Below are 18,005 nucleotides of genomic sequence, written 5' to 3' on the forward strand. Positions count from 1 at the left end.
ATGAGTAGGCAGGTAAGCGTATTAGTTTATTGTTAAAAATGTTATTGGTGGTGCTCGTGAATTATATTTTGAATTTGATGCATATGTCTAAGGTTGTGAGCGGTGTAAAACCAGATACTATCCCCGAGATAGAATTTTAGAATAGGTCCTAGTGCAGTCTTTACCTTGAATGCTCTCAAGTTCTTCTGCTCAATTTGCTGAATGATCTGCAGGGTTCTTTTAATGTTTTGTTCAAATTGTTTTAAAACATCACTTTTCACCTCATTGAGAATGGGATCAAGCTTTTTGAAGGTCTTCATTTTATTTTTGAGCTGTCCATCTGTAGTTGGTTCCATGCCTTTCGCAAAATAGGCGGCAATCCAGCTTGTTTTGAAATTGCTCTTTTTCTTATCTAAAGGCGGAATAAGCTTAGGCTCTATCTGTTCAAGATAAACTTCCATTGAGATATTCATGTGGTGCAGACAGTCCAACACGCTCCAGCCACCACTGCTCTTTGCTTCTAGTTCATTACTCGAAAGGGTATGAAGGCCTGCGGCAAATGACTGTAAGTTAAGATTATCCTGTGTTAATTTATTGATGAGAGTTTCCTGATCCATGTTTCTATATTTTTCTTAAAATTAGTGATCACTTTCTAATTGCAGATTGATATAGATCAAGTTCGCCTATCGGCATTTTTTCCTTAGTCGGCTCAGAGTTTCGGGCGTCATGCCCAGGTAAGAGGCCAAATACTTTTGAGGAACGAGCTGAAAAATATGTGGACTTTGAGTTCGTAGTCTTTCAAATTTTTCTTCAGCGGTATAAGATCGAACTTCAAGCTGTCTTTTAGCCATACCAATGAGTATTTTCTCATTGAATTTTCTGCCCCAGCGCTCTACACTTTTAAACCGATCAAACATCATGGTTAAGTCTGAATACGAAATGCGCAATAAGCTACATTCTGTAAGTGCTTGCAAAGACCATTCTGATGGAGTTTGGCTTAAAAAAGAGTCATAAGCTCCGGAATAGTCATCATCATAAGTGAAGCCAACGCAGGTTTCCTCACCATCAATTAAATAAAAGCCTCTTAAAACTCCCTTCACTACATAATAAAAGAACTTTTCAATACTTCCTTCTTCTATCAGATATTCGCCTTTTTTTAAATCATAAGATTTCCAATATTGGCTAAACTCAAGCCAGTCATCATCTGGCATATCAGAAAGTAGTTTAACGTATTTATGGAGCTGGCTCAGGCCGAAACTATTTCTATCTTTGCTGGGCATAATTGGATTAAAAATACTAAAAACTACTGAATGGATGATTTCTTATCTATTACAAGAGTGTTAATTTGGACGTGCCTGGTCTGTACGATTGTAGGACTTTATAGGCCTGTGATTATGCTTTGGTGGATGGAACGTCAAAATAGATGGAAAATCTTAGAGACTTATGGGTTGGCCACAGTGGTGGTATTTGTTATACATTACCTTATGTTGATCATATTTTCCTAAGCCTTTTCAGTAATTGCTATTACCTTTTGATTATTTAAATCCGTAAAGGCAAAAAGATACAGATCTCCCCCTTCCTGCAAGCCTGTTTTTTTTCTAATACTTTTTACTTCCTCAGGAAAATTGCGAGTGGTAATATTAGCTTTCTTAGAACCCAATGCGCTCAAGATCTTCTTCTTATTATAAGGAACGGTTGATTTCACCTTGAATTTTCTCCCAGGAAAATCATCAACTAATTCATTGCTTGTATATAGGTGAGTGTTAGGATGCATCTTTTTTACTGGGAATGCATGTGTAAGCATATTAAAGGCACCAGCTTTCATAACACTACTATTGGGCTCATATAAATACCCTTGAAGCTCTCCATAATTAGCCTGACAATTGACCTCTTCTGAATGATGGAATGAAAAAGTTTGCTCGGAATTACCATGGAGATTTACCGTATGAGTTTTGGCTACCCCAGAATGGTCAAAATCAATATGATAAAGCACCTCTTTACATTCATTGTTAACCGATACGATGTGGACAGCTTTTACATAATCCAGGCTTTTCAGCGCCAGATGAATATCCAGCATAGGTGAGGTTTTTATAAGGATCTCCTTGGTCTTTCCTTTAAGCTGATCGATTACTAGTGTTACATCGGGCTCACAGTCTTCGAGCAAAACTACTTTCTGGCTATTCTCATCTCTGCGGGCAGGGTCAATATACACCAAATCAGTATTTTCTATACTTTTCAATAACGGTATTGATTCTTCGTTGCAAACGGAGATATTATCAGATCCTAAAGCATGAAAGTTGTGAGCTGCAATTTCGCAGAGATGCATCTGCCTTTCCACATAAACGGCTTTTTCAAAACGCTTACTTAAATAGTAACAATCAATACCATAGCCGCCTGTTAGGTCATACATTCTATGCCCCTCAACTAATTGGGCTTTATATAAAGCAGTGGCTTGCGAAGAGCACTGCTCCATGGATATCTGAGGAGGAAAAACAATATTGTCTGCCTGATGCCAGTCTGGAAGCTTGCTTTTAGCTCGCTTTCTGGAAGCAATCTGCTCAGCTACTAACTTCACAGGCACACCGCAGACTTCTTTAAATTTTAGTGAAAGTGAAAAAGGATCATGATTTTCATGATCCTTTATAAATTGTTGTACTTCTGTTTGAAGAAGCAGGTCTATCATTAATAAACTAAATTATTGGCGGCTAAGAATTCTGCAATTTGAACGGCATTCGTAGCAGCTCCTTTTCTTAGATTATCTGCCACCACCCACATATTTAATGTGTTTGGCTGAGACTCATCTCTTCTTAATCTTCCGACAAAAACTTCATCTTTTCCGTGAGCATTTAATGGCATAGGGTAAACGTTGTTGGCTACATCGTCTTCTATTACTATACCAGGAGTCTTGCTCAATAGCTCATAAACTTCCTTAATGTCAAAATCCTTGTGGAATTCTACATTTACAGATTCAGAATGACCACCCATAACAGGTAGTCTAACGGCTGTTGCAGTTACTGCAATTGACTGATCATCAAGGATTTTCTTTGTCTCATTTACCATTTTCATCTCCTCCTTAGTGTATCCGTTTTCCTGGAATACATCTATATGAGGAAGAACATTCATATCTATTTTATGTGGGTACACCTTGGCAGTTTCATTGCCTGATCTTTCCCCCATAAGCTGATCTACTGCATCTTTTCCTGTTCCAGTAACAGACTGATAAGTAGATACAACCACTCTCTTTATTTTATATTTTTTGTGTAAAGGAGCTAACGCTAATACCATCTGAATGGTAGAGCAGTTCGGATTAGCGATGATTCTATCATCTATTCTTAATGCTTCAGCGTTAATTTCAGGCACAATAAGTTTGTGGTCAGGGCTCATTCTCCATGCAGAAGAATTGTCCACCACTATACAACCAGCCTCAGCGAATTTCGGAGCCCACTCTAATGATGTGCCTCCGCCTGCTGAAAATATAGCTACATCTGGTTTATTAGCAATAGCATCTTCCATACCAATCACCTTATAGGTCTTACCCTTAAAAGTGTATTCCTTACCTACAGACCTTGGTGAGGCTACGAGAAATAATTGGTCGAATTGAAAATTTCTTTCATCGATGACTTTTAGTACCTCCTGGCCAACTAAACCAGTGGCACCGACTACTGCTAATTTCATGTTTATTGTTTTTTATAAAATTGGACCCAAAAATAGTGTTTTTATACATTTTATGTGGTATTTTATTATAAATGAATAGATTTATTTGGCATTTATTTCTTTCAGCCAATATTATACTGTCATTTATAATTAACCTAAACCCTTGCTGTGCACAGGTATACGATGATTTTTCTGATTCTGACTTTCTGAATAATCCTTCCTGGCAAGGTAGTGATAATTTGTGGCAGGTAGCTAATGGCATTTTACAGTCTAACAGTGACGGTGCGGCTACTTATTATCTTTCCACAGGAAATCAATTAGCTGAAGATGTAGAATTTGAATTTTTAATAAACCTTAAATTCGCCACCTCAGGGGCTAATTATGTTGATGTTTTCCTCTTATCAGATAGTTCAAATCTTCTGCAAACAAAAAATGGATACTGTCTGAGATTGGGTGGAACCAATGATGCTGTAAGCCTTTTCAAATTGCTCAATGGTGCATCTTCAATTCTAATAGAGGCCGATGGTGTTATTAGCAGTAGTTCGGATAATCCCTTTCAAATAAAAGTGATTCGTGATACTGGCCTTTGGACCTTAATGCTAGATAAGGGGTATACAGGTGTTTATGATTCCATCGGATCAATTGCCGACTCTGATATTAACACTACTTCTTCCTTTGGCTTTTTAATAAAGCAATCAACAGCATCTGCTCCTAAGCATAACCACTTCTTTGACAATGTCATTGTTCAAGAAATAGGTGCTGATAGAATCCCACCATCTATAGTTAATGTTGATTTTATTGCAATGAATAAGGTGAGCATCGAATTTTCTGAGGAGGTGCTACAATCCACGGCTGAGGAGGTTGCTAATTATAAAATAGACGATGCACTACCCTCTCGGGCTGAGTTGGAGGATTCTGGATTGAAGGTTGAATTGACATTTGACCATCCTTTTGTTGAGGGTACTTTATATCAAATGTCTGTTGAAAATATTGAGGACTTACTAAGTAATAAGTTGGTGCCGTTCCATGACGAGCTTACCTTTTATCTTGCCCAAGAAGCTGATTTCAAAGATTTGATTATCAATGAAATAATGGCTGATTACGAGCCTTCAGTGGGCTTGCCGACTTCTGAATTTGTAGAGCTTTATAATCGAAGTGAAAAAACTATTCATCTTGATAATTGGTCCCTGAGTGATGCATCTTCTTCTGGCGTAATTTCTGAAAGCTATTTGCTGGCAGGTGAATATGTAATACTATGTCCTGAGGGTTTTGAGCTTGAATACTCAGATTACGGCCAGGTAGCCACGGTAGATCCCTGGCCAAGCCTTAATAATGGTGGAGATCAACTTGTGATAAAATCATCAATTGCAATAGACTCCGTCGAGTATGATGATGGCTGGCATAGCAGTTCTTCCAATCGTGATGGTGGTTGGTCTTTGGAACTTATTGACCCTAATAATTTATGTGGAGGAGCCGCTAATTGGTCTTCATCTACCGATATAAAAGGAGGCACACCGGGAGCGCAAAATTCTATAAAAAGTGACAAGCCAGATTTGATGGGGCCAGAACTTCTGGAGGTATTCGCAGTATCTGAAGATAGTGTGCTCATTCGCTTCAATGAAGTGTTGGATGCTTCTACTATACAGGCTAATGACTTTATTATTTCTCCTTCTGTGAATGTTATCGGAGTTGAACTAAGTGATGATCTGCAATCAGCGTGGTTATCCTTGAGTGAAGGATTAAAGGCTCGGCAGGCCTATCAATTAGATGTGGTCAATATTACTGATTGTAACGGAAATAAGATTCACCTGTCTAGTAAAGCTGAATTTTATCTGATAGAGAAGCCTGAAAATGGAGAGCTCGTAATTAATGAAGTTCTCTTTAACCCCCGAACTGGAGGGGTTGATTTTGTAGAATTGTATAATGACTCCGAAAAATATATTAATCTGAAAGATTGGAAATTGAGTAATGGAAGCTCTTATAGTGTTATTTCTACCAACTATTTAGTGATTGCACCTCATGAATTTATTGTGTTCACCGATGATCCAGTCATTTTGCATGAGCAATATCCATTAGGTAACATTGAAAGGTTCTTTGAGGCTGATCTTCCTTCTTTTCCAAACGATCAGGGAACTGTAGAAATTCAGGCAGCCGATAGCCTGATAAATGAGTCTTTTGATTATGATGAAGACCTACATTTTGAATTGCTGAAATCAGTGGAGGGTGTTTCTCTGGAGCGTATTTCAATTACGGCTTCCGCTAATGATGCAAATAACTGGAAATCAGCGGCCTCATCTGTTGGATATGCAACTCCAGGCTATAAAAATTCTCAACTCTTAGAGCCCGGCCAGCTTTCCATGGGTAGTATCGATATTAGCCCAAGAATAATTATTCCTGATGGTTCTGGCCAAGCGGACTACACTACAATCAGCTATAGTTTTGATAAGCCGGGTTATGTTTCAAATGTTGAAGTGTTTGATTCAAATGGAAGATCAATTAAAATGCTTGCCGCTAATGATTACTTGGCTGCTGAAGGGTTCTATGTGTGGGATGGAGTTACCGATGAAGGGCACAAAGCAAGAGTAGGGTACTATATTATATATTTTCAGGTATTTGATGATTTAGGAAACGAGCGTATTTATAAAGAACGGCTGGCGGTGGGAACGACTTATTAAGATTTAGCAAGAAAATTTTTAACTAATCAGGAAAATGAATCAGAAATCGATTGCAAACCTCCTATAATTAATTTTTTTTGATTAAATTGTAAGACTAATTAACTCGTGCTATAGTTATGAACTGCGTAATTGACAACTCTATTCTTTATCATTTGCGACAAGGTCGTAAAATGGATGTAATTCGAAGGTATATCAAATTGAAGTATCGCATAAGTATGGATATGGAAACCCTGAAAGAAAGGATTAAGCATATCAATACGAAGCATTTAGAGCTTACCAAGCATACTTTAGTAGGGAATTAATTCAATTCATTCCCATACATAAATACCTGAGGTTTATTTTCTTCTTTGATGTATCCTCGGAACATTCCCGCGGTGTTAAACGTCATGGCCACATTTCCTTGTCGGTCTAGTGCAATAACGCCGCCTGTTCCTCCTGTTTCTGTAAGCTTCCTGCTGATTACCTCTTTTGTGGCTTCCTCAACCGTCATGTAATTATATTTCATGTTAGCGGCAACATCATAAGCAATCACTTCTCTTATAAAGTATTCGCCATGTCCTGTGCCTGATATGCCACATGTCTCATTATGAGCATAGGTGCCTGCGCCAATAACTGGAGAGTCTCCTATTCTTCCGTATTTTTTATTTGTCATTCCTCCGGTGGATGTTCCTGCTGCTATGTTTCCCTTCGAGTCAAGTGCTACACAGCCTACAGTTCCAAATTTATAGTCAGGATAAGTTTGCATATAGGCCGTTTCCTTGTTGTCCTGCTGTTCCTTTATTTTTTGGAATTGCTCAAACCTCGTTTCATCAAAAAAGTATGATGGCTCTACCATTTCCATGCCCTGCTCTTCTGCAAAAACCTCTGCACCGTGGCCAGCCATCATTACATGAGGTGATTTCTCCATTACGGTACGAGCGGCTAGAATAGGACTTTTTATGCGGCTTATGCCTGCTACTGCGCCAGCCATGCCAGTGGCTCCATCCATAATGGAGGCATCTAATTCGTTTTTACCCTGATTGGTGAATACGGCACCTTTTCCGGCATTAAATAGAGGTGATTGTTCCATTACCTGAATGGTTCCCGTTACAGCATCTAAAGCCGATCCGCCATCTTTTAATATCTGATAACCAGTGTTTAACGCTTCCTGAAGCTTTTCTTGATAAGCTTTTTCTCGTTCAGGAGTCATGTTTTCTTTCTTGATGGTACCGGCGCCACCATGGATCACCAAAGTAATTGGTCCGGCTCCTTGAACCACTTCAGTAGTTTTTGCGTTAAGGGCTGAACTGTCACTTTCTTCGCCATGCTGCTTACATGAACTGAAGAAAAAGGATAAAAGAACAATGCAATTAATAAGTATGTGTAGTCTTAAATTCATAATAATGAGTTTAATTTGCAGCCTTAAATTAGAAGTGTGAGGTTAATTTATCTAACCGCTCATGTAAAGATTTATTCATACTGATTTTTTTGTTTTTCGTTTTCATAAATTATTTTTAGGCGATTTGTAAAAAATCCAAGTTATCACTTAAACTAATTAACCATGAGCAAGGAAGAAAAGACCAGGTACTCAGACGCTGAGTTAGCGGAATTTGAAACGTTAATCAATGAAAAGCTGGAAAAAGCCAAAGGCGAGCTTAAGATTTTAAAAGGATCTTTAAATAAAAGCAATGATGAGGGCACTGACAGCACTTCTGGTAATACCAAAGTCTTAGAAGATGGTGCGGATACGGCAGAGAAAGAAAATCTTAGTCAGTTAGCGGCAAGACAGCAAAAATTTATCAACAATCTTGAGAATGCTCTAATAAGAATCAAAAACGGTACTTATGGCGTGTGTTCTGTAACAGGAAAGTTGATTGCTAAGGAAAGACTTAAAGCAGTACCTCATACTACACAATCTATTGAGGCTAAATTGAGCCAACAGAATTAATTGGATTTTCTTCAAAACCATATTGAAGCACTAGTATTCTGCTCTACCAGCCCTATTAAGGAAAAGGATTTACAAGCATGCTTATCTGAAATGTTTGAGGCGGATGTGCCTATGGAAGACATAGAAACAGCCTTGGAGGAAATAGGTAAGAAGTATGAGGGTGATAATTTTTCCTTTAGTTTAAATCATAGTGGTGGAGGCTATCAGTTTTTGACTAAGCCGGCTTATCAAGCCAGTATTGGCATTATGCTTAAGCAGCAGTCAAAACGTAGATTATCTACATCTGCGCTGGAAACGCTTTCTATCATTGCTTACAAGCAGCCAGTAACCAAATCTGATGTAGAAAGCATCAGAGGAGTAAGCTGTGATTATGCGGTGCAAAAGCTCTTGGAGAAGAGTTTGATAGAAATAAAAGGAAAGGCAGATGCTATCGGCAGGCCGCTTTTATACGGCACTAGTGATAGTTTTATGGAATATTTTGGCATTAACAGCCTAAAAGAATTACCAACTCCCAAGGATTTTGCGGAGGCTGGTGACAATGTGATTGGAGAAGAATCAGACGAGAATTAAAATCCAGTAGCGATACTGTGTTAAAAATATGAAACCTAGAAAAAAAGGCTCCTCGCGGGTAAAGCAAGTAGTGCGGAAGGAGCAACCACAAACTGAAGATATCAGGCTGAATAAATATATTGCCAATTCAGGTGTGTGTTCAAGAAGAGAGGCTGATAAACTTATTGAAGCCGGAGAGATCAAAGTTAATGGCAAAGTAGTTACTGAAATGGGCTTTAAAGTAAAGCCTGAAGATAAGGTAACTCATAACGGCAAGAAGCTTGTGCCGGAAAAGCATATCTATTTGCTATTAAATAAACCAAAAGATTTTATTACCACCACCGATGATCCTGAAAACAGAAGAACTGTTATGGATTTGGTGAAGAACGCCTGTTCGGAGAGAATTTACCCGGTAGGAAGATTAGATAGAAATACTTCTGGTTTACTTCTTTTCACGAATGATGGAGAGTTAGCAAAGAAGCTGTCTCACCCTTCTCATAAGGTGAAGAAGATTTATAAGGTAGACCTTGATAAAAGCATTACCAAGGAACATTTTATTCAAATTCAGTCTGGTCTGGAGCTAGAAGATGGATTAGCAGTGGTGGACAACCTGGCTATTCTGGATGGCGATAAAAGACAGCTGGGTATAGAGATTCACATTGGTAAGAATAGAATTGTAAGAAGAATTTTCGAGCACCTTGGCTACGAGGTAGAGAAGCTTGATAGAGTGATGTATGGATTTTTAGACAAGCTAAATTTACCAAGAGGTAAATGGAGAATGCTTACTGAAAAAGAAGTCATCAAACTTAAGCATCTTAATTAAGAAAGAGGTTACGGAGCCATTGACGGCAGGCTCACGGTAAAAGTTGAGCCTTTTCCATACTCTGAATCCACCTTAACGGTACCGTTAAGTTTGTGGGCAGCTTCTTTAACGATATATAATCCTAAGCCGGAGCCTACGGAATTTCCTGAGGCCCGGTAAAACATATCAAAAATCTTTCCTTGATTTTCCTTCTTAATTCCACTGCCATTATCCTGTACCACAATACTTACCCTACCACCTTCTTTAATTAAATCTACTTTTATAAAAGGTTTCTCCTTGTGCAAATCATGATACTTAATTGAATTGGAGATGAGGTTATGAAGGATGGTAGTGATCTTTATTTTATCACTAAATACCTGAATACCAGAATGATCGTATTGCAGCTCTATCTGAGATGCCCCTTCATTGAATTCCAGGGCGGTCTTCACCTCTTCAATAATCTGCACAAAGTTTAGTGGCTCTATCTTAAGATGGTGCTTCACACTTTTAGCATAGCTGAGAATATCATTGATCACCGCATCTAACTTGTCCACTCGGCCTTCTATTTTCTCAAAAAACTCAAGTGCAGTGTCATCCTTTATATGAACCTTTCCAAGGCCTATAAGACCCAAAATGGATGCTATTGGCGACCTTAAATCATGACTGGTACTGTAGAAGAAATTATCGAGATCTTCATTGGCTTTTTCAAGATCCCTTCTTTCATTTTCTAAAAGCCAAATGGCCATACCCATTCCTACAAGAGCTTCTAAGAAGAAATCAAGGAGCCCAAGATACTGTATGTAAGGGAAGCTGATATCTACATTGATCAATGGAAAAAATCCCAGAAGAAAATAATTAAATTGCTCGGCTCCATAGATGAGGAAAGCAATAATCAACAGCCTCTTACCCAGGCTTTTGTCATGGGAAAGATTAGTAATCATCCATAAACCGGTGATGAAGAAACCGGCCCCGGTAATGAGAGCTCTAAAGCTTACTCTAATAAAGAATCTAAGATCCTGTCCGTCAGCATTTTCTATAAAGAGAATACTTGATAAAAGCGCTAAAAATACCGCTATGAATAAAATGATTCTGAGGTGACCAGAATAGAACTTTCTGTTCCTTATCAGTTCCCAGGTACCTATTAGGAGAAGGGATACTTGTATGTAGGCAAAACCTATTGAAATAGTTGATAACGCTATTCGTATAGGATTTTGAACAGGGTAAACCCACGAGGCATACAGGTTTAGGCCAGAAGTGAGCATATAAAGAGCAAATGCCCACCAGCACCATGACCACAACTTCAGGTAGTGTCGCTTGTATATCCTAAAAGTATAAAAGAATAGTAGGCCTAGTATAATTGACCAAATTCCCTGAATGAGATACTGAGAAAATATTCTTACCGAGAGCTCTGACAATGACTTAAAATTAAGGTGCCAAGATAGTTACATCATTATTAGTTATCAAGGAAACTTATCAAGAAGGATTATAAATTATTAGCAAAAATAGTATGCTTGCATACTATTTTGTTATAGAAATATTAACTTTATGTATGCTAGATACTGTATTGAAATCGATTGAAAAAATGGAAAAGGAAATAAGAGGCCATAAAAAAAGCCTCACTAAAATAGCGAGGCTTTTGGGTGGTGCTGAGTGGGCTCGAACCACCGACTCACGGATTTTCAGTCCGATGCTCTACCAACTGAGCTACAGCACCTTGTTAAGAGGATGCAAAACTATATAAATTTATTTGTGGTGCAAACAAAAACTTTAAAAATTAGATATAAATTTTTTTTCTATGGAATACATACAACAGATACTGTTCTTAGTCACGCTCGGTATCGCCTCATTTATTCTTTTTAAGCGCATTTCGCGAATAAGATCCAATATCAAACTAGGTAAAGATATTGACCTTAGTGATAATGGATCGGAGAGAATGAAAAATATGTTTCTGATTGCCTTCGGTCAGAAAAAAATGTTCAAGAGACCTGTACCTGCTTTTTTGCATTTGCTCATTTATGTAGGCTTTCTTGTTATAAATCTGGAAGTTTTGGAGTTCGTCATTGACGGGCTTACCGGGCAGCATAGAATATTTGCTCCACTATTGGGCGGTTTTTATTCTGTCTTAATGAATGTGTTTGAGTTTTTGGCAGTGGCTGTGCTGTTCTCATGTGTGGTTTTCTTAATAAGGAGAAATGTTATTCGTTTGAAGAGGTTCCACTCTAAAGAGATGACCTCCTGGCCTACTTTAGATGCTAATCTTATTCTTGTTATAGAGATTGTACTGATGCTAGCTATATTAACCATGAACGCTACTGATCAGCTCTTACAAGCCCAAAATGAACATTATACTGCCACGGGATCGCTGTTTTTCAGTAGTTTCCTTATGCCTTTGTTCTCAGGGTTGAGTGAAGGCACCCTGGTTTTTATTGAAAGGTTTGCCTGGTGGTTCCACATTGTAGGTATTCTTGGTTTCGCCATTTATGTTACCTTCTCTAAGCATCTTCATATATTCCTGGCCTTCCCGAACACCTACTATGGAGATTTAAGGCCCAAGGGTGAGATGAGAAATATGGAGGCAGTTACCAATGAGGTAAATATGATGCTTGGTATTCAACAAGAACAACCTGCCGCACCTCCTGAAGAGATCGCAAGGTTTGGAGCTAAGGATGTAAATGACCTTACCTGGAAAAATATCATGAATGCTTATGCCTGTACGGAATGTGGGCGCTGTACGTCAGAGTGTCCAGCTAATCAGACCGGTAAGAAGCTTTCTCCTAGGAAAATTATGATGGATACCAGAGATAGAGCTGAGGAAGTAGGTAAAAGCCTGGCTACCGGTGGTAAAGGATTGGAGGATGGCAAATCTTTACTTGGAGATTACATCACCAAAGAGGAGATCAATGCCTGTACAAGTTGTAATGCTTGTGTTGAGGCCTGCCCTGTAAGCATCAACCCATTAGAAATAATACTTGAGATGAGAAGATATGTAGCCATGGAAGAGTCCGGCTCGCCAGCTTCATGGAATAGTATGTTTCAAAATGTGGAGACCAATTTTGCGCCGTGGAAATTTGCGCCTACAGATAGGTTTAAATGGGCGGATGATTTAAAGAAGGACTAAAATATTAAAGATATAGATATGAGTAAATATAAAGTACCAACCATGGCCGAGATGGCCGCTAGTGGAGAGTCACCTGAAATTTTGTTTTGGGTTGGCTGTGCCGGTTCTTTTGATGATAGATATAAGAATGTTACCCAAGCCTTTATTAAGATTTTGAATAAAGTGGGAATCTCATTCGCGGTGCTTGGACCTGAAGAAACCTGTACTGGTGATCCTGCAAGAAGAGCTGGAAATGAATTCTTATTTCAAATGCAGGCAGTGGCAAACATTCAGGTGATGAATGGATATAATGTGAAAAAAGTAGTGACTGCTTGTCCGCATTGTTTCAATACTATCAAAAATGAATACCCGGCTTTGGGAGGTGAATACGAAGTGATTCATCATAGCACTTTTCTGCAGCAGTTAATCAATGATGGAAAAGTGTCACTTAAAGGTGGAGGAACATTTAAGGGTAAGAAAATCACTTATCATGATTCTTGTTATCTCGGCCGATCTAACAATATCTATGAGGCTCCCAGGCAGGTGTTAGAAGCTCTTGATGCTGAGTTAATAGAAATGAAGCGTTGCCGAACCAAAGGATTCTGTTGTGGGGCTGGAGGAGCTCAAATGTTTAAAGATGCTGAGCCTGGTAAAAAAGAGGTGAACATAGAAAGAACAGAAGAGGCCCTAAGCACAGGTGCTGATACAATAGCCGTAGCCTGTCCATTCTGCATGACTATGATGAGCGATGGCGTAAAAAACAAAGAAAAAGAAGGTGAAGTGAAGGTGAAGGATCTAGCTGAGTTGATAGCTGAGTCTGAGGGATTAGACTGATAACAATACTGGTGGCCTCATTATCTGGAGGCCACTGTTACTTCTGAGTTTAATAACTTATTTACCCTGCTGATCATATCACTTTTATCAGTATAAGAGTATTTATTGCTATCTAGAATTTGTCTTCCTATAAGCTCACCAAATTCTATAATTCTTTCTGAGCTATAAAAAACATTAGCCTTCTCGAGCTGAATAAGAGCTAAATCAAATTTCTGATGATTGAAAGCATCTACGGCCTGATTAAAATATTGCAACCCTACCAAGCCATCCATTGAGATTATTTGGTTGATATTAAATTCAAATTCATACTGACCTTCCTGAAGTTTCTCCTGGTCACTCTCTATTTCGCCCATTCGGCTGGCAACTTGATTGTTGTTATCGATATAGCCGTTTAAAGGATCTGTACTTTCCATGAGTACGGTGCCATTTTCAGTTTCTATTTTTAAGTAGATGTGATAATTAGTTTCTACAATTTGAAAGGGCACATTAAGTTTTTCAAGTAAAACCGCATATAAAGAGGTTCCAGAAAGACAGTCATAATTACCGTTTTGAATGGTTTCACTCAATGAAGAATATTGAACATATCTCTTTAAGTACTTTCTGTGCACTTTATAAAATAGTTGAGAAAGATACCTGCCCTGGATTTGATTCGAGGTGATTTTAGTATTGTATTTTTCTAAAAATAAATCTATCTCCTGATTAAACTCGTTAGCCACGGCGTCTGTCATCGTTTCATCAGCCGCTATTAATAACTCAAAATATCCATGAAGGGAATTATTTTGATATTTCTTAATGAGAGATTGTTCAAGCGCAGATTGATAACTGAGGTCTGTTAAAAGTATCTGAGCGTGTGCCTGCCAACATGTGGCGATAACCATAAAAAATGTAAAAGCCTTCTTCATCTTATCCTCTGTTAAAGTTTACTTAAAAAACTTAACATTAAGTTAACATAAAATAAAATTCAAGGCAACTTTTGTTAACATTAAGTTAACATTGGAATTAGATTTTCGCTCAGAAATTTTTTGACACCTGTTACAATGTTTTAATTTTTCGGCCGTTCATTGATTAGAAACGAAGAATGGATGAAAAGATTAGCGTTAATTTGTCTTATAGTGACTGTTGGCTGTGCAGATGATCAGGAGATGATGATGCAAAGTCAATGGGATGTTTTATGGGAGGCCGGTACAGAGCAGGTCAGCGGAGAGTTAGTATTATATAAAGATAATCGAGCAAAGCTAAAGGTATTTGGAAACACAAATTCCCTATTAGTTTCTGATACCTCTCAGGTTAACTACGAATGGAGCCTTCAACAGAATGCTCTTACCCTAAAAAGAGTAGATAACGGCATATCATTAAAATATCAGATCTTAAAAAAGGCCCCTGATATGATGGAATTATCATTTGCAGATGATATCAAGGTTAATCTTCACCTCAAGAAAGGTCAGTCTAACATATAAAATTATTCTTTCTTACATTTGTTAAGGTTTAAACTTTAACAAGACATATGAAAAAAGTCCTAATTATTTTTGGCTGTATCATTTTGGTACTGTTGGCTGCTCTATTCATTATCCCAATTGCATTTAAAGACCAGATCAAGGCTGGTATAGATAAGGCTTTGGCTGAGTCTCTTGATGCGGATGTGGTTTGGGATGTAGAAGATTTCGATATTTCTCTTTTCAGAAACTTTCCTAATGCTACGGCTAATCTGAATAATTTTGGTGTGTTAAATCATGCACCATTTGAAGGACAAATACTTTTTGCCGTAGAACAGTTTGAGGTTGAAGTAGATCTTTTCAGTCTTTTTGGTGATCAGATTAAGATCAATGGTATAAAACTGAATCATCCGGAAATTAAGATTAAGGTGCTTGAAGATGGTACTGCTAATTACGATATCGCAATAGCAGATACTACCGCAGTAGATCCAGCTACGGATACTGCAGCAGTGGCTTACAATATTGGAATTGACCACTGGGAAATTACCCATGGGCATGTAGTATATGATGATAAAACCATGCCTATTTTTCTAGAAATAGTGGGCCTTAACCATAGCGGTAGCGGAGATTTTACTCAGGATATATTTGATTTATCAACTAAAACAGTGGCCGACTCAGTTACAGTGGAGTTTGATGGTATTGAGTATATCACTAAAAAAAGAGCTGAAATTGATGCTGTTCTGACTATTAGCGATGAATATGGTAAATATACATTCAAAGAAAACACAGCTAAAATCAATGACTTTGCCCTAAGTTTTGATGGATACCTTGCCCTATTAGAAGATGGAAGCATGGATATGGACTTAACTTATGGTACCCAGGAAAATAGCTTTAAAAGCCTTCTGTCGTTAGTGCCTGGAGTTTACACCGAAGGATTTAATGATATTGAAACTGAGGGTTCACTGGCTTTTGATGGTGCGGTGAAAGGTAAATATGACAGCTTACACATGCCTGCTTTTAACCTGAATATGAAAGTGAATGAGGCCATGTTTAAATACCCAGACCTACCCACGGCAGTAAAAAATATTAACATGGATTTGGCTGTAGCCAATGAAGACGGCGTGATAGATAATACCGTGGTTAACCTAAAAACTTTGCATTTAGAGTTTGGTAGCAATCCTTTTGATGCGAAGTTATTAGTGAAAAACCTTTATAACTATGACATGGATGCTAATGTAAAGGGAAAACTAAACCTTGAAGAGCTTAGCAGAATGTTTCCTTTAGAAGGTATGGCTTTGAAAGGAAGCTTTAATGTAGATATGTCTGCATCTGGTGTTTACGATAGTGTGAAGCAGGTTATTCCGGCCATTAATGGTGTTATGAGCATGCAAAATGGCTATGTAAAAACTGCCGAATTTCCTTATGCCCTTGAAAACTTAAGCTTTGATGCAAAAGTGGCTGATCCATCTGGAAAGATGAGCGACTTTAAAGCTGAGGTTAATAATTTCAATATGGTGATGGATGGTGAGCCATTTGCCGCAAGCCTTGTTTTCGAAAATCTTGATAACTATACCTGGGATTTAACCGCTAAAGGTGGTGTGGATCTTGAAAAAATCACAAAAGTATTCCCGCTAGAAGGTATGGAGCTTACCGGCAAGATAGATGCGGATATAGAAACTGCAGGTAAAATGTCTGAGCTTGAAGCTGAAAGATATCAAAACTTGCCTACCAGTGGTAAGGTAACGGTGAGTAAGTTCACTTATAAAGATAGTGAACTACCTTATGATGTAACTATTTCTGATGCTCAGGTATCTTTCGATCCTCAGAAAATGACTATCAATAACTATAAAGGAACAGTTGGAAAAAGTGACATGACTATCAATGGATCTGTTTCTAACTACATTGGATATATGTTTGGTGAAAACCAAATTATAAAAGGAAACATGAACTTCAGCTCGAATATGCTCGATTTAAATGAGTTTATGTCCGAAGAGGAAGATCCGGCTACTACAGTTACGGAAGAAGAGTCTTATGGTGTAATTCAAGTGCCTGAAGATATTGATTTTGTGTTGCATTCGAATATTAAAACGGTGAAGGTAATGGATATGGACATTACCAATGCTACCGGAGACATTATAGTGAAAGATGGTATAGCTAATCTTTCGGGCTTGAAGTTTAACCTTTTAGGGGGTGATTTTGGTGTGAATGGAGCTTATAATGCTAAAGACATAAAAAATCCTAAATATGATTTCTCTTTAGATATTGACCAGCTTTCCACCCAGAAGGCTTTCCAAACATTTAATGTAGTAAAAGCCTTTGCTCCTATTGCTAAAGATGTAGATGGAAAGGTTTCTACCGATTTTAAAATCAGCGGCCTTTTAGATGATGAAATGATGCCAAAGATGGAATCAGTAGATGGTAGTGGAGTGCTGAAAATTCTTCAGGCTTCTATGACTGACTCAAAAATTATAAAAGGAATTACCAGCCTCACTAAACTTAGTGATACAGATGAAGTGACAATCAAAGATTTGCTGCTTTCTATCACTATAGAAGATGGTCAATTGAAAGTGAAGCCTTTTGATGTAAAAATTGCTGGTTATACCACTACCGTGGCAGGTGCTACCGGATTTAACGGAGGCATAGATTACAGCCTTAAAATGGATGTTCCGGCTGGAAAATTAGGAAGTCAGTTTAATGGCCTTATCTCTAAATATGCTGGAGGCAGTACTTCTGAGAACAGCACGATACCAGTAACTATTGGATTAGGAGGTACTTATGATGATCCTAAACCAAAGTTATTAATGGATGAGCAGGAAGAACAGGTGAAAACTGCTGTGAAAGAGAAAGCCAAGGAAGAAGTGAAAGAAAAAGCATCTGAACTATTGGATGAGGTGAAAGATGAAAAGGCGAAAGAGGTGATTGGAAATATCCTGAATAGAGATAAAAAGGACACTACCAAAACGGAAGAAACTAAAGAGCCTGAAATAGATGTTGATAAGGCTAAAGATAAAATCAAAGACCTTTTCAAAAAGAAGAAAGATAACTAAAATTTGAA

Annotated in this window: 16 protein-coding genes and 1 tRNA gene; 9 read left to right on the plus strand and 8 right to left on the minus strand. The window is 38.1% G+C overall.

The window, feature by feature from the left end:
• Positions 1-41 precede the first annotated feature (41 nt).
• The 4 genes from LVD16_RS04150 to LVD16_RS04165 all read right to left on the minus strand — a co-directional run bounded on the left by LVD16_RS04150 (position 42) and on the right by LVD16_RS04165 (position 3,654).
• The gene (locus LVD16_RS04150; protein WP_233772328.1) at positions 42-596 is read right to left on the minus strand and encodes a DinB family protein; all 555 of its coding nucleotides are present in this window, start codon (positions 594-596) and stop codon (positions 42-44) included.
• Between the two features lie 66 nt (positions 597-662).
• A complete protein-coding gene (locus LVD16_RS04155; RefSeq protein WP_233772329.1) occupies positions 663-1,259 on the minus strand; it encodes a Crp/Fnr family transcriptional regulator in 597 nt (198 codons plus the stop codon).
• 221 nt (positions 1,260-1,480) lie between these two features.
• A complete protein-coding gene (locus LVD16_RS04160) occupies positions 1,481-2,662 on the minus strand; it encodes a THUMP-like domain-containing protein (RefSeq protein ID WP_233772330.1) in 1,182 nt (393 codons plus the stop codon).
• Positions 2,662-3,654, minus strand: a complete 993-nt coding sequence (locus tag LVD16_RS04165) for an aspartate-semialdehyde dehydrogenase (protein ID WP_233772331.1) — start codon at positions 3,652-3,654, stop codon at positions 2,662-2,664. The genes LVD16_RS04160 and LVD16_RS04165 overlap by 1 nt, the downstream gene beginning before the upstream one ends.
• 71 nt (positions 3,655-3,725) lie before the next feature.
• Between LVD16_RS04165 and LVD16_RS04170 the strand changes: the two genes are divergently transcribed.
• Together LVD16_RS04170 and LVD16_RS04175 are read left to right on the plus strand one after the other, a co-directional pair.
• Positions 3,726-6,308, plus strand: coding sequence for a lamin tail domain-containing protein (locus LVD16_RS04170; RefSeq protein WP_233772332.1), 2,583 nt, complete (start codon positions 3,726-3,728; stop codon positions 6,306-6,308).
• Positions 6,309-6,424: 116 nt separating this feature from the next.
• Positions 6,425-6,610, plus strand: a complete 186-nt coding sequence (locus LVD16_RS04175; RefSeq protein ID WP_233772333.1) for a hypothetical protein — start codon at positions 6,425-6,427, stop codon at positions 6,608-6,610.
• Here the strand turns inward: LVD16_RS04175 and LVD16_RS04180 are convergent.
• Positions 6,607-7,686 carry an isoaspartyl peptidase/L-asparaginase family protein gene (locus LVD16_RS04180; RefSeq protein ID WP_233772334.1) on the minus strand — a complete coding sequence of 360 codons (1,080 nt, stop codon included), beginning with the start codon at positions 7,684-7,686 and terminating at the stop codon, positions 6,607-6,609. The genes LVD16_RS04175 and LVD16_RS04180 overlap by 4 nt on opposite strands.
• A gap of 162 nt (positions 7,687-7,848) precedes the next feature.
• Between LVD16_RS04180 and LVD16_RS04185 the strand changes: the two genes are divergently transcribed.
• From LVD16_RS04185 to LVD16_RS04195, 3 genes are read left to right on the plus strand one after another with little or no spacing between them, the layout of a single operon-like run.
• A complete protein-coding gene (locus LVD16_RS04185) occupies positions 7,849-8,235 on the plus strand; it encodes a TraR/DksA family transcriptional regulator (RefSeq protein WP_233772335.1) in 387 nt (128 codons plus the stop codon).
• Positions 8,236-8,805, plus strand: coding sequence for an SMC-Scp complex subunit ScpB (scpB, locus tag LVD16_RS04190; RefSeq protein WP_233772336.1), 570 nt, complete (start codon positions 8,236-8,238; stop codon positions 8,803-8,805).
• A 28-nt stretch (positions 8,806-8,833) separates the two neighbouring features.
• Positions 8,834-9,607, plus strand: a complete 774-nt coding sequence (locus LVD16_RS04195) for a pseudouridine synthase (protein ID WP_233772337.1) — start codon at positions 8,834-8,836, stop codon at positions 9,605-9,607.
• Positions 9,608-9,615: 8 nt separating this feature from the next.
• Here the strand turns inward: LVD16_RS04195 and LVD16_RS04200 are convergent, their stop codons facing one another.
• Together LVD16_RS04200 and LVD16_RS04205 are read right to left on the minus strand one after the other, a co-directional pair.
• Entirely contained in the window at positions 9,616-11,001 is a 1,386-nt protein-coding gene (locus LVD16_RS04200) for a sensor histidine kinase (RefSeq protein WP_233772338.1), read from the minus strand.
• A 226-nt stretch (positions 11,002-11,227) separates the two neighbouring features.
• Positions 11,228-11,300 (minus strand) — tRNA-Phe (locus LVD16_RS04205).
• A gap of 81 nt (positions 11,301-11,381) precedes the next feature.
• On the opposite strand from LVD16_RS04205, the gene LVD16_RS04210 reads away from it, so the two are divergent.
• Both LVD16_RS04210 and LVD16_RS04215 read left to right on the plus strand, forming a co-directional pair.
• Positions 11,382-12,704 carry a 4Fe-4S dicluster domain-containing protein gene (locus LVD16_RS04210; protein WP_233772339.1) on the plus strand — a complete coding sequence of 441 codons (1,323 nt, stop codon included), beginning with the start codon at positions 11,382-11,384 and terminating at the stop codon, positions 12,702-12,704.
• A gap of 18 nt (positions 12,705-12,722) precedes the next feature.
• Complete coding sequence (locus LVD16_RS04215; RefSeq protein ID WP_233772340.1) at positions 12,723-13,517, plus strand: (Fe-S)-binding protein; 795 nt, start codon at positions 12,723-12,725, stop codon at positions 13,515-13,517.
• A 20-nt stretch (positions 13,518-13,537) separates the two neighbouring features.
• Here LVD16_RS04215 and LVD16_RS04220 read toward each other — a convergent pair whose 3' ends face one another.
• Entirely contained in the window at positions 13,538-14,419 is an 882-nt protein-coding gene (locus tag LVD16_RS04220) for a hypothetical protein (RefSeq protein WP_233772341.1), read from the minus strand.
• Positions 14,420-14,599: 180 nt separating this feature from the next.
• On the opposite strand from LVD16_RS04220, the gene LVD16_RS04225 reads away from it, so the two are divergent.
• Positions 14,600-14,974, plus strand: a complete 375-nt coding sequence (locus tag LVD16_RS04225) for a hypothetical protein (protein ID WP_233772342.1) — start codon at positions 14,600-14,602, stop codon at positions 14,972-14,974.
• Positions 14,975-15,021: 47 nt separating this feature from the next.
• Positions 15,022-17,997, plus strand: a complete 2,976-nt coding sequence (locus LVD16_RS04230) for an AsmA family protein (RefSeq protein WP_233772343.1) — start codon at positions 15,022-15,024, stop codon at positions 17,995-17,997.
• Positions 17,998-18,005 lie beyond the last annotated feature (8 nt).

The sequence above is a fragment of the Fulvivirga ligni genome (genome assembly GCF_021389935.1).
Lineage (GTDB): Bacteria > Bacteroidota > Bacteroidia > Cytophagales > Cyclobacteriaceae > Fulvivirga > Fulvivirga ligni.

Excerpts from the sequence above, each read along its gene's own strand:
- LVD16_RS04225 (WP_233772342.1), top strand. The coding sequence starts at position 14,600 with ATGAAAAGATTAGCGTTAATTTGTCTTATAGTGACTGTTGGCTGTGCA.
- LVD16_RS04170 (WP_233772332.1), top strand. The coding sequence starts at position 3,726 with ATGAATAGATTTATTTGGCATTTATTTCTTTCAGCCAATATTATACTG.
- LVD16_RS04180 (WP_233772334.1), bottom strand. The coding sequence starts at position 7,686 with ATGAATTTAAGACTACACATACTTATTAATTGCATTGTTCTTTTATCC.
- LVD16_RS04175 (WP_233772333.1), top strand. The coding sequence starts at position 6,425 with ATGAACTGCGTAATTGACAACTCTATTCTTTATCATTTGCGACAAGGT.
- LVD16_RS04210 (WP_233772339.1), top strand. The coding sequence starts at position 11,382 with ATGGAATACATACAACAGATACTGTTCTTAGTCACGCTCGGTATCGCC.
- LVD16_RS04185 (WP_233772335.1), top strand. The coding sequence starts at position 7,849 with ATGAGCAAGGAAGAAAAGACCAGGTACTCAGACGCTGAGTTAGCGGAA.
- LVD16_RS04215 (WP_233772340.1), top strand. The coding sequence starts at position 12,723 with ATGAGTAAATATAAAGTACCAACCATGGCCGAGATGGCCGCTAGTGGA.
- LVD16_RS04150 (WP_233772328.1), bottom strand. The coding sequence starts at position 596 with ATGGATCAGGAAACTCTCATCAATAAATTAACACAGGATAATCTTAAC.
- LVD16_RS04155 (WP_233772329.1), bottom strand. The coding sequence starts at position 1,259 with ATGCCCAGCAAAGATAGAAATAGTTTCGGCCTGAGCCAGCTCCATAAA.
- LVD16_RS04195 (WP_233772337.1), top strand. The coding sequence starts at position 8,834 with ATGAAACCTAGAAAAAAAGGCTCCTCGCGGGTAAAGCAAGTAGTGCGG.
- LVD16_RS04160 (WP_233772330.1), bottom strand. The coding sequence starts at position 2,662 with ATGATAGACCTGCTTCTTCAAACAGAAGTACAACAATTTATAAAGGAT.
- LVD16_RS04165 (WP_233772331.1), bottom strand. The coding sequence starts at position 3,654 with ATGAAATTAGCAGTAGTCGGTGCCACTGGTTTAGTTGGCCAGGAGGTA.
- LVD16_RS04220 (WP_233772341.1), bottom strand. The coding sequence starts at position 14,419 with ATGAAGAAGGCTTTTACATTTTTTATGGTTATCGCCACATGTTGGCAG.
- LVD16_RS04230 (WP_233772343.1), top strand. The coding sequence starts at position 15,022 with ATGAAAAAAGTCCTAATTATTTTTGGCTGTATCATTTTGGTACTGTTG.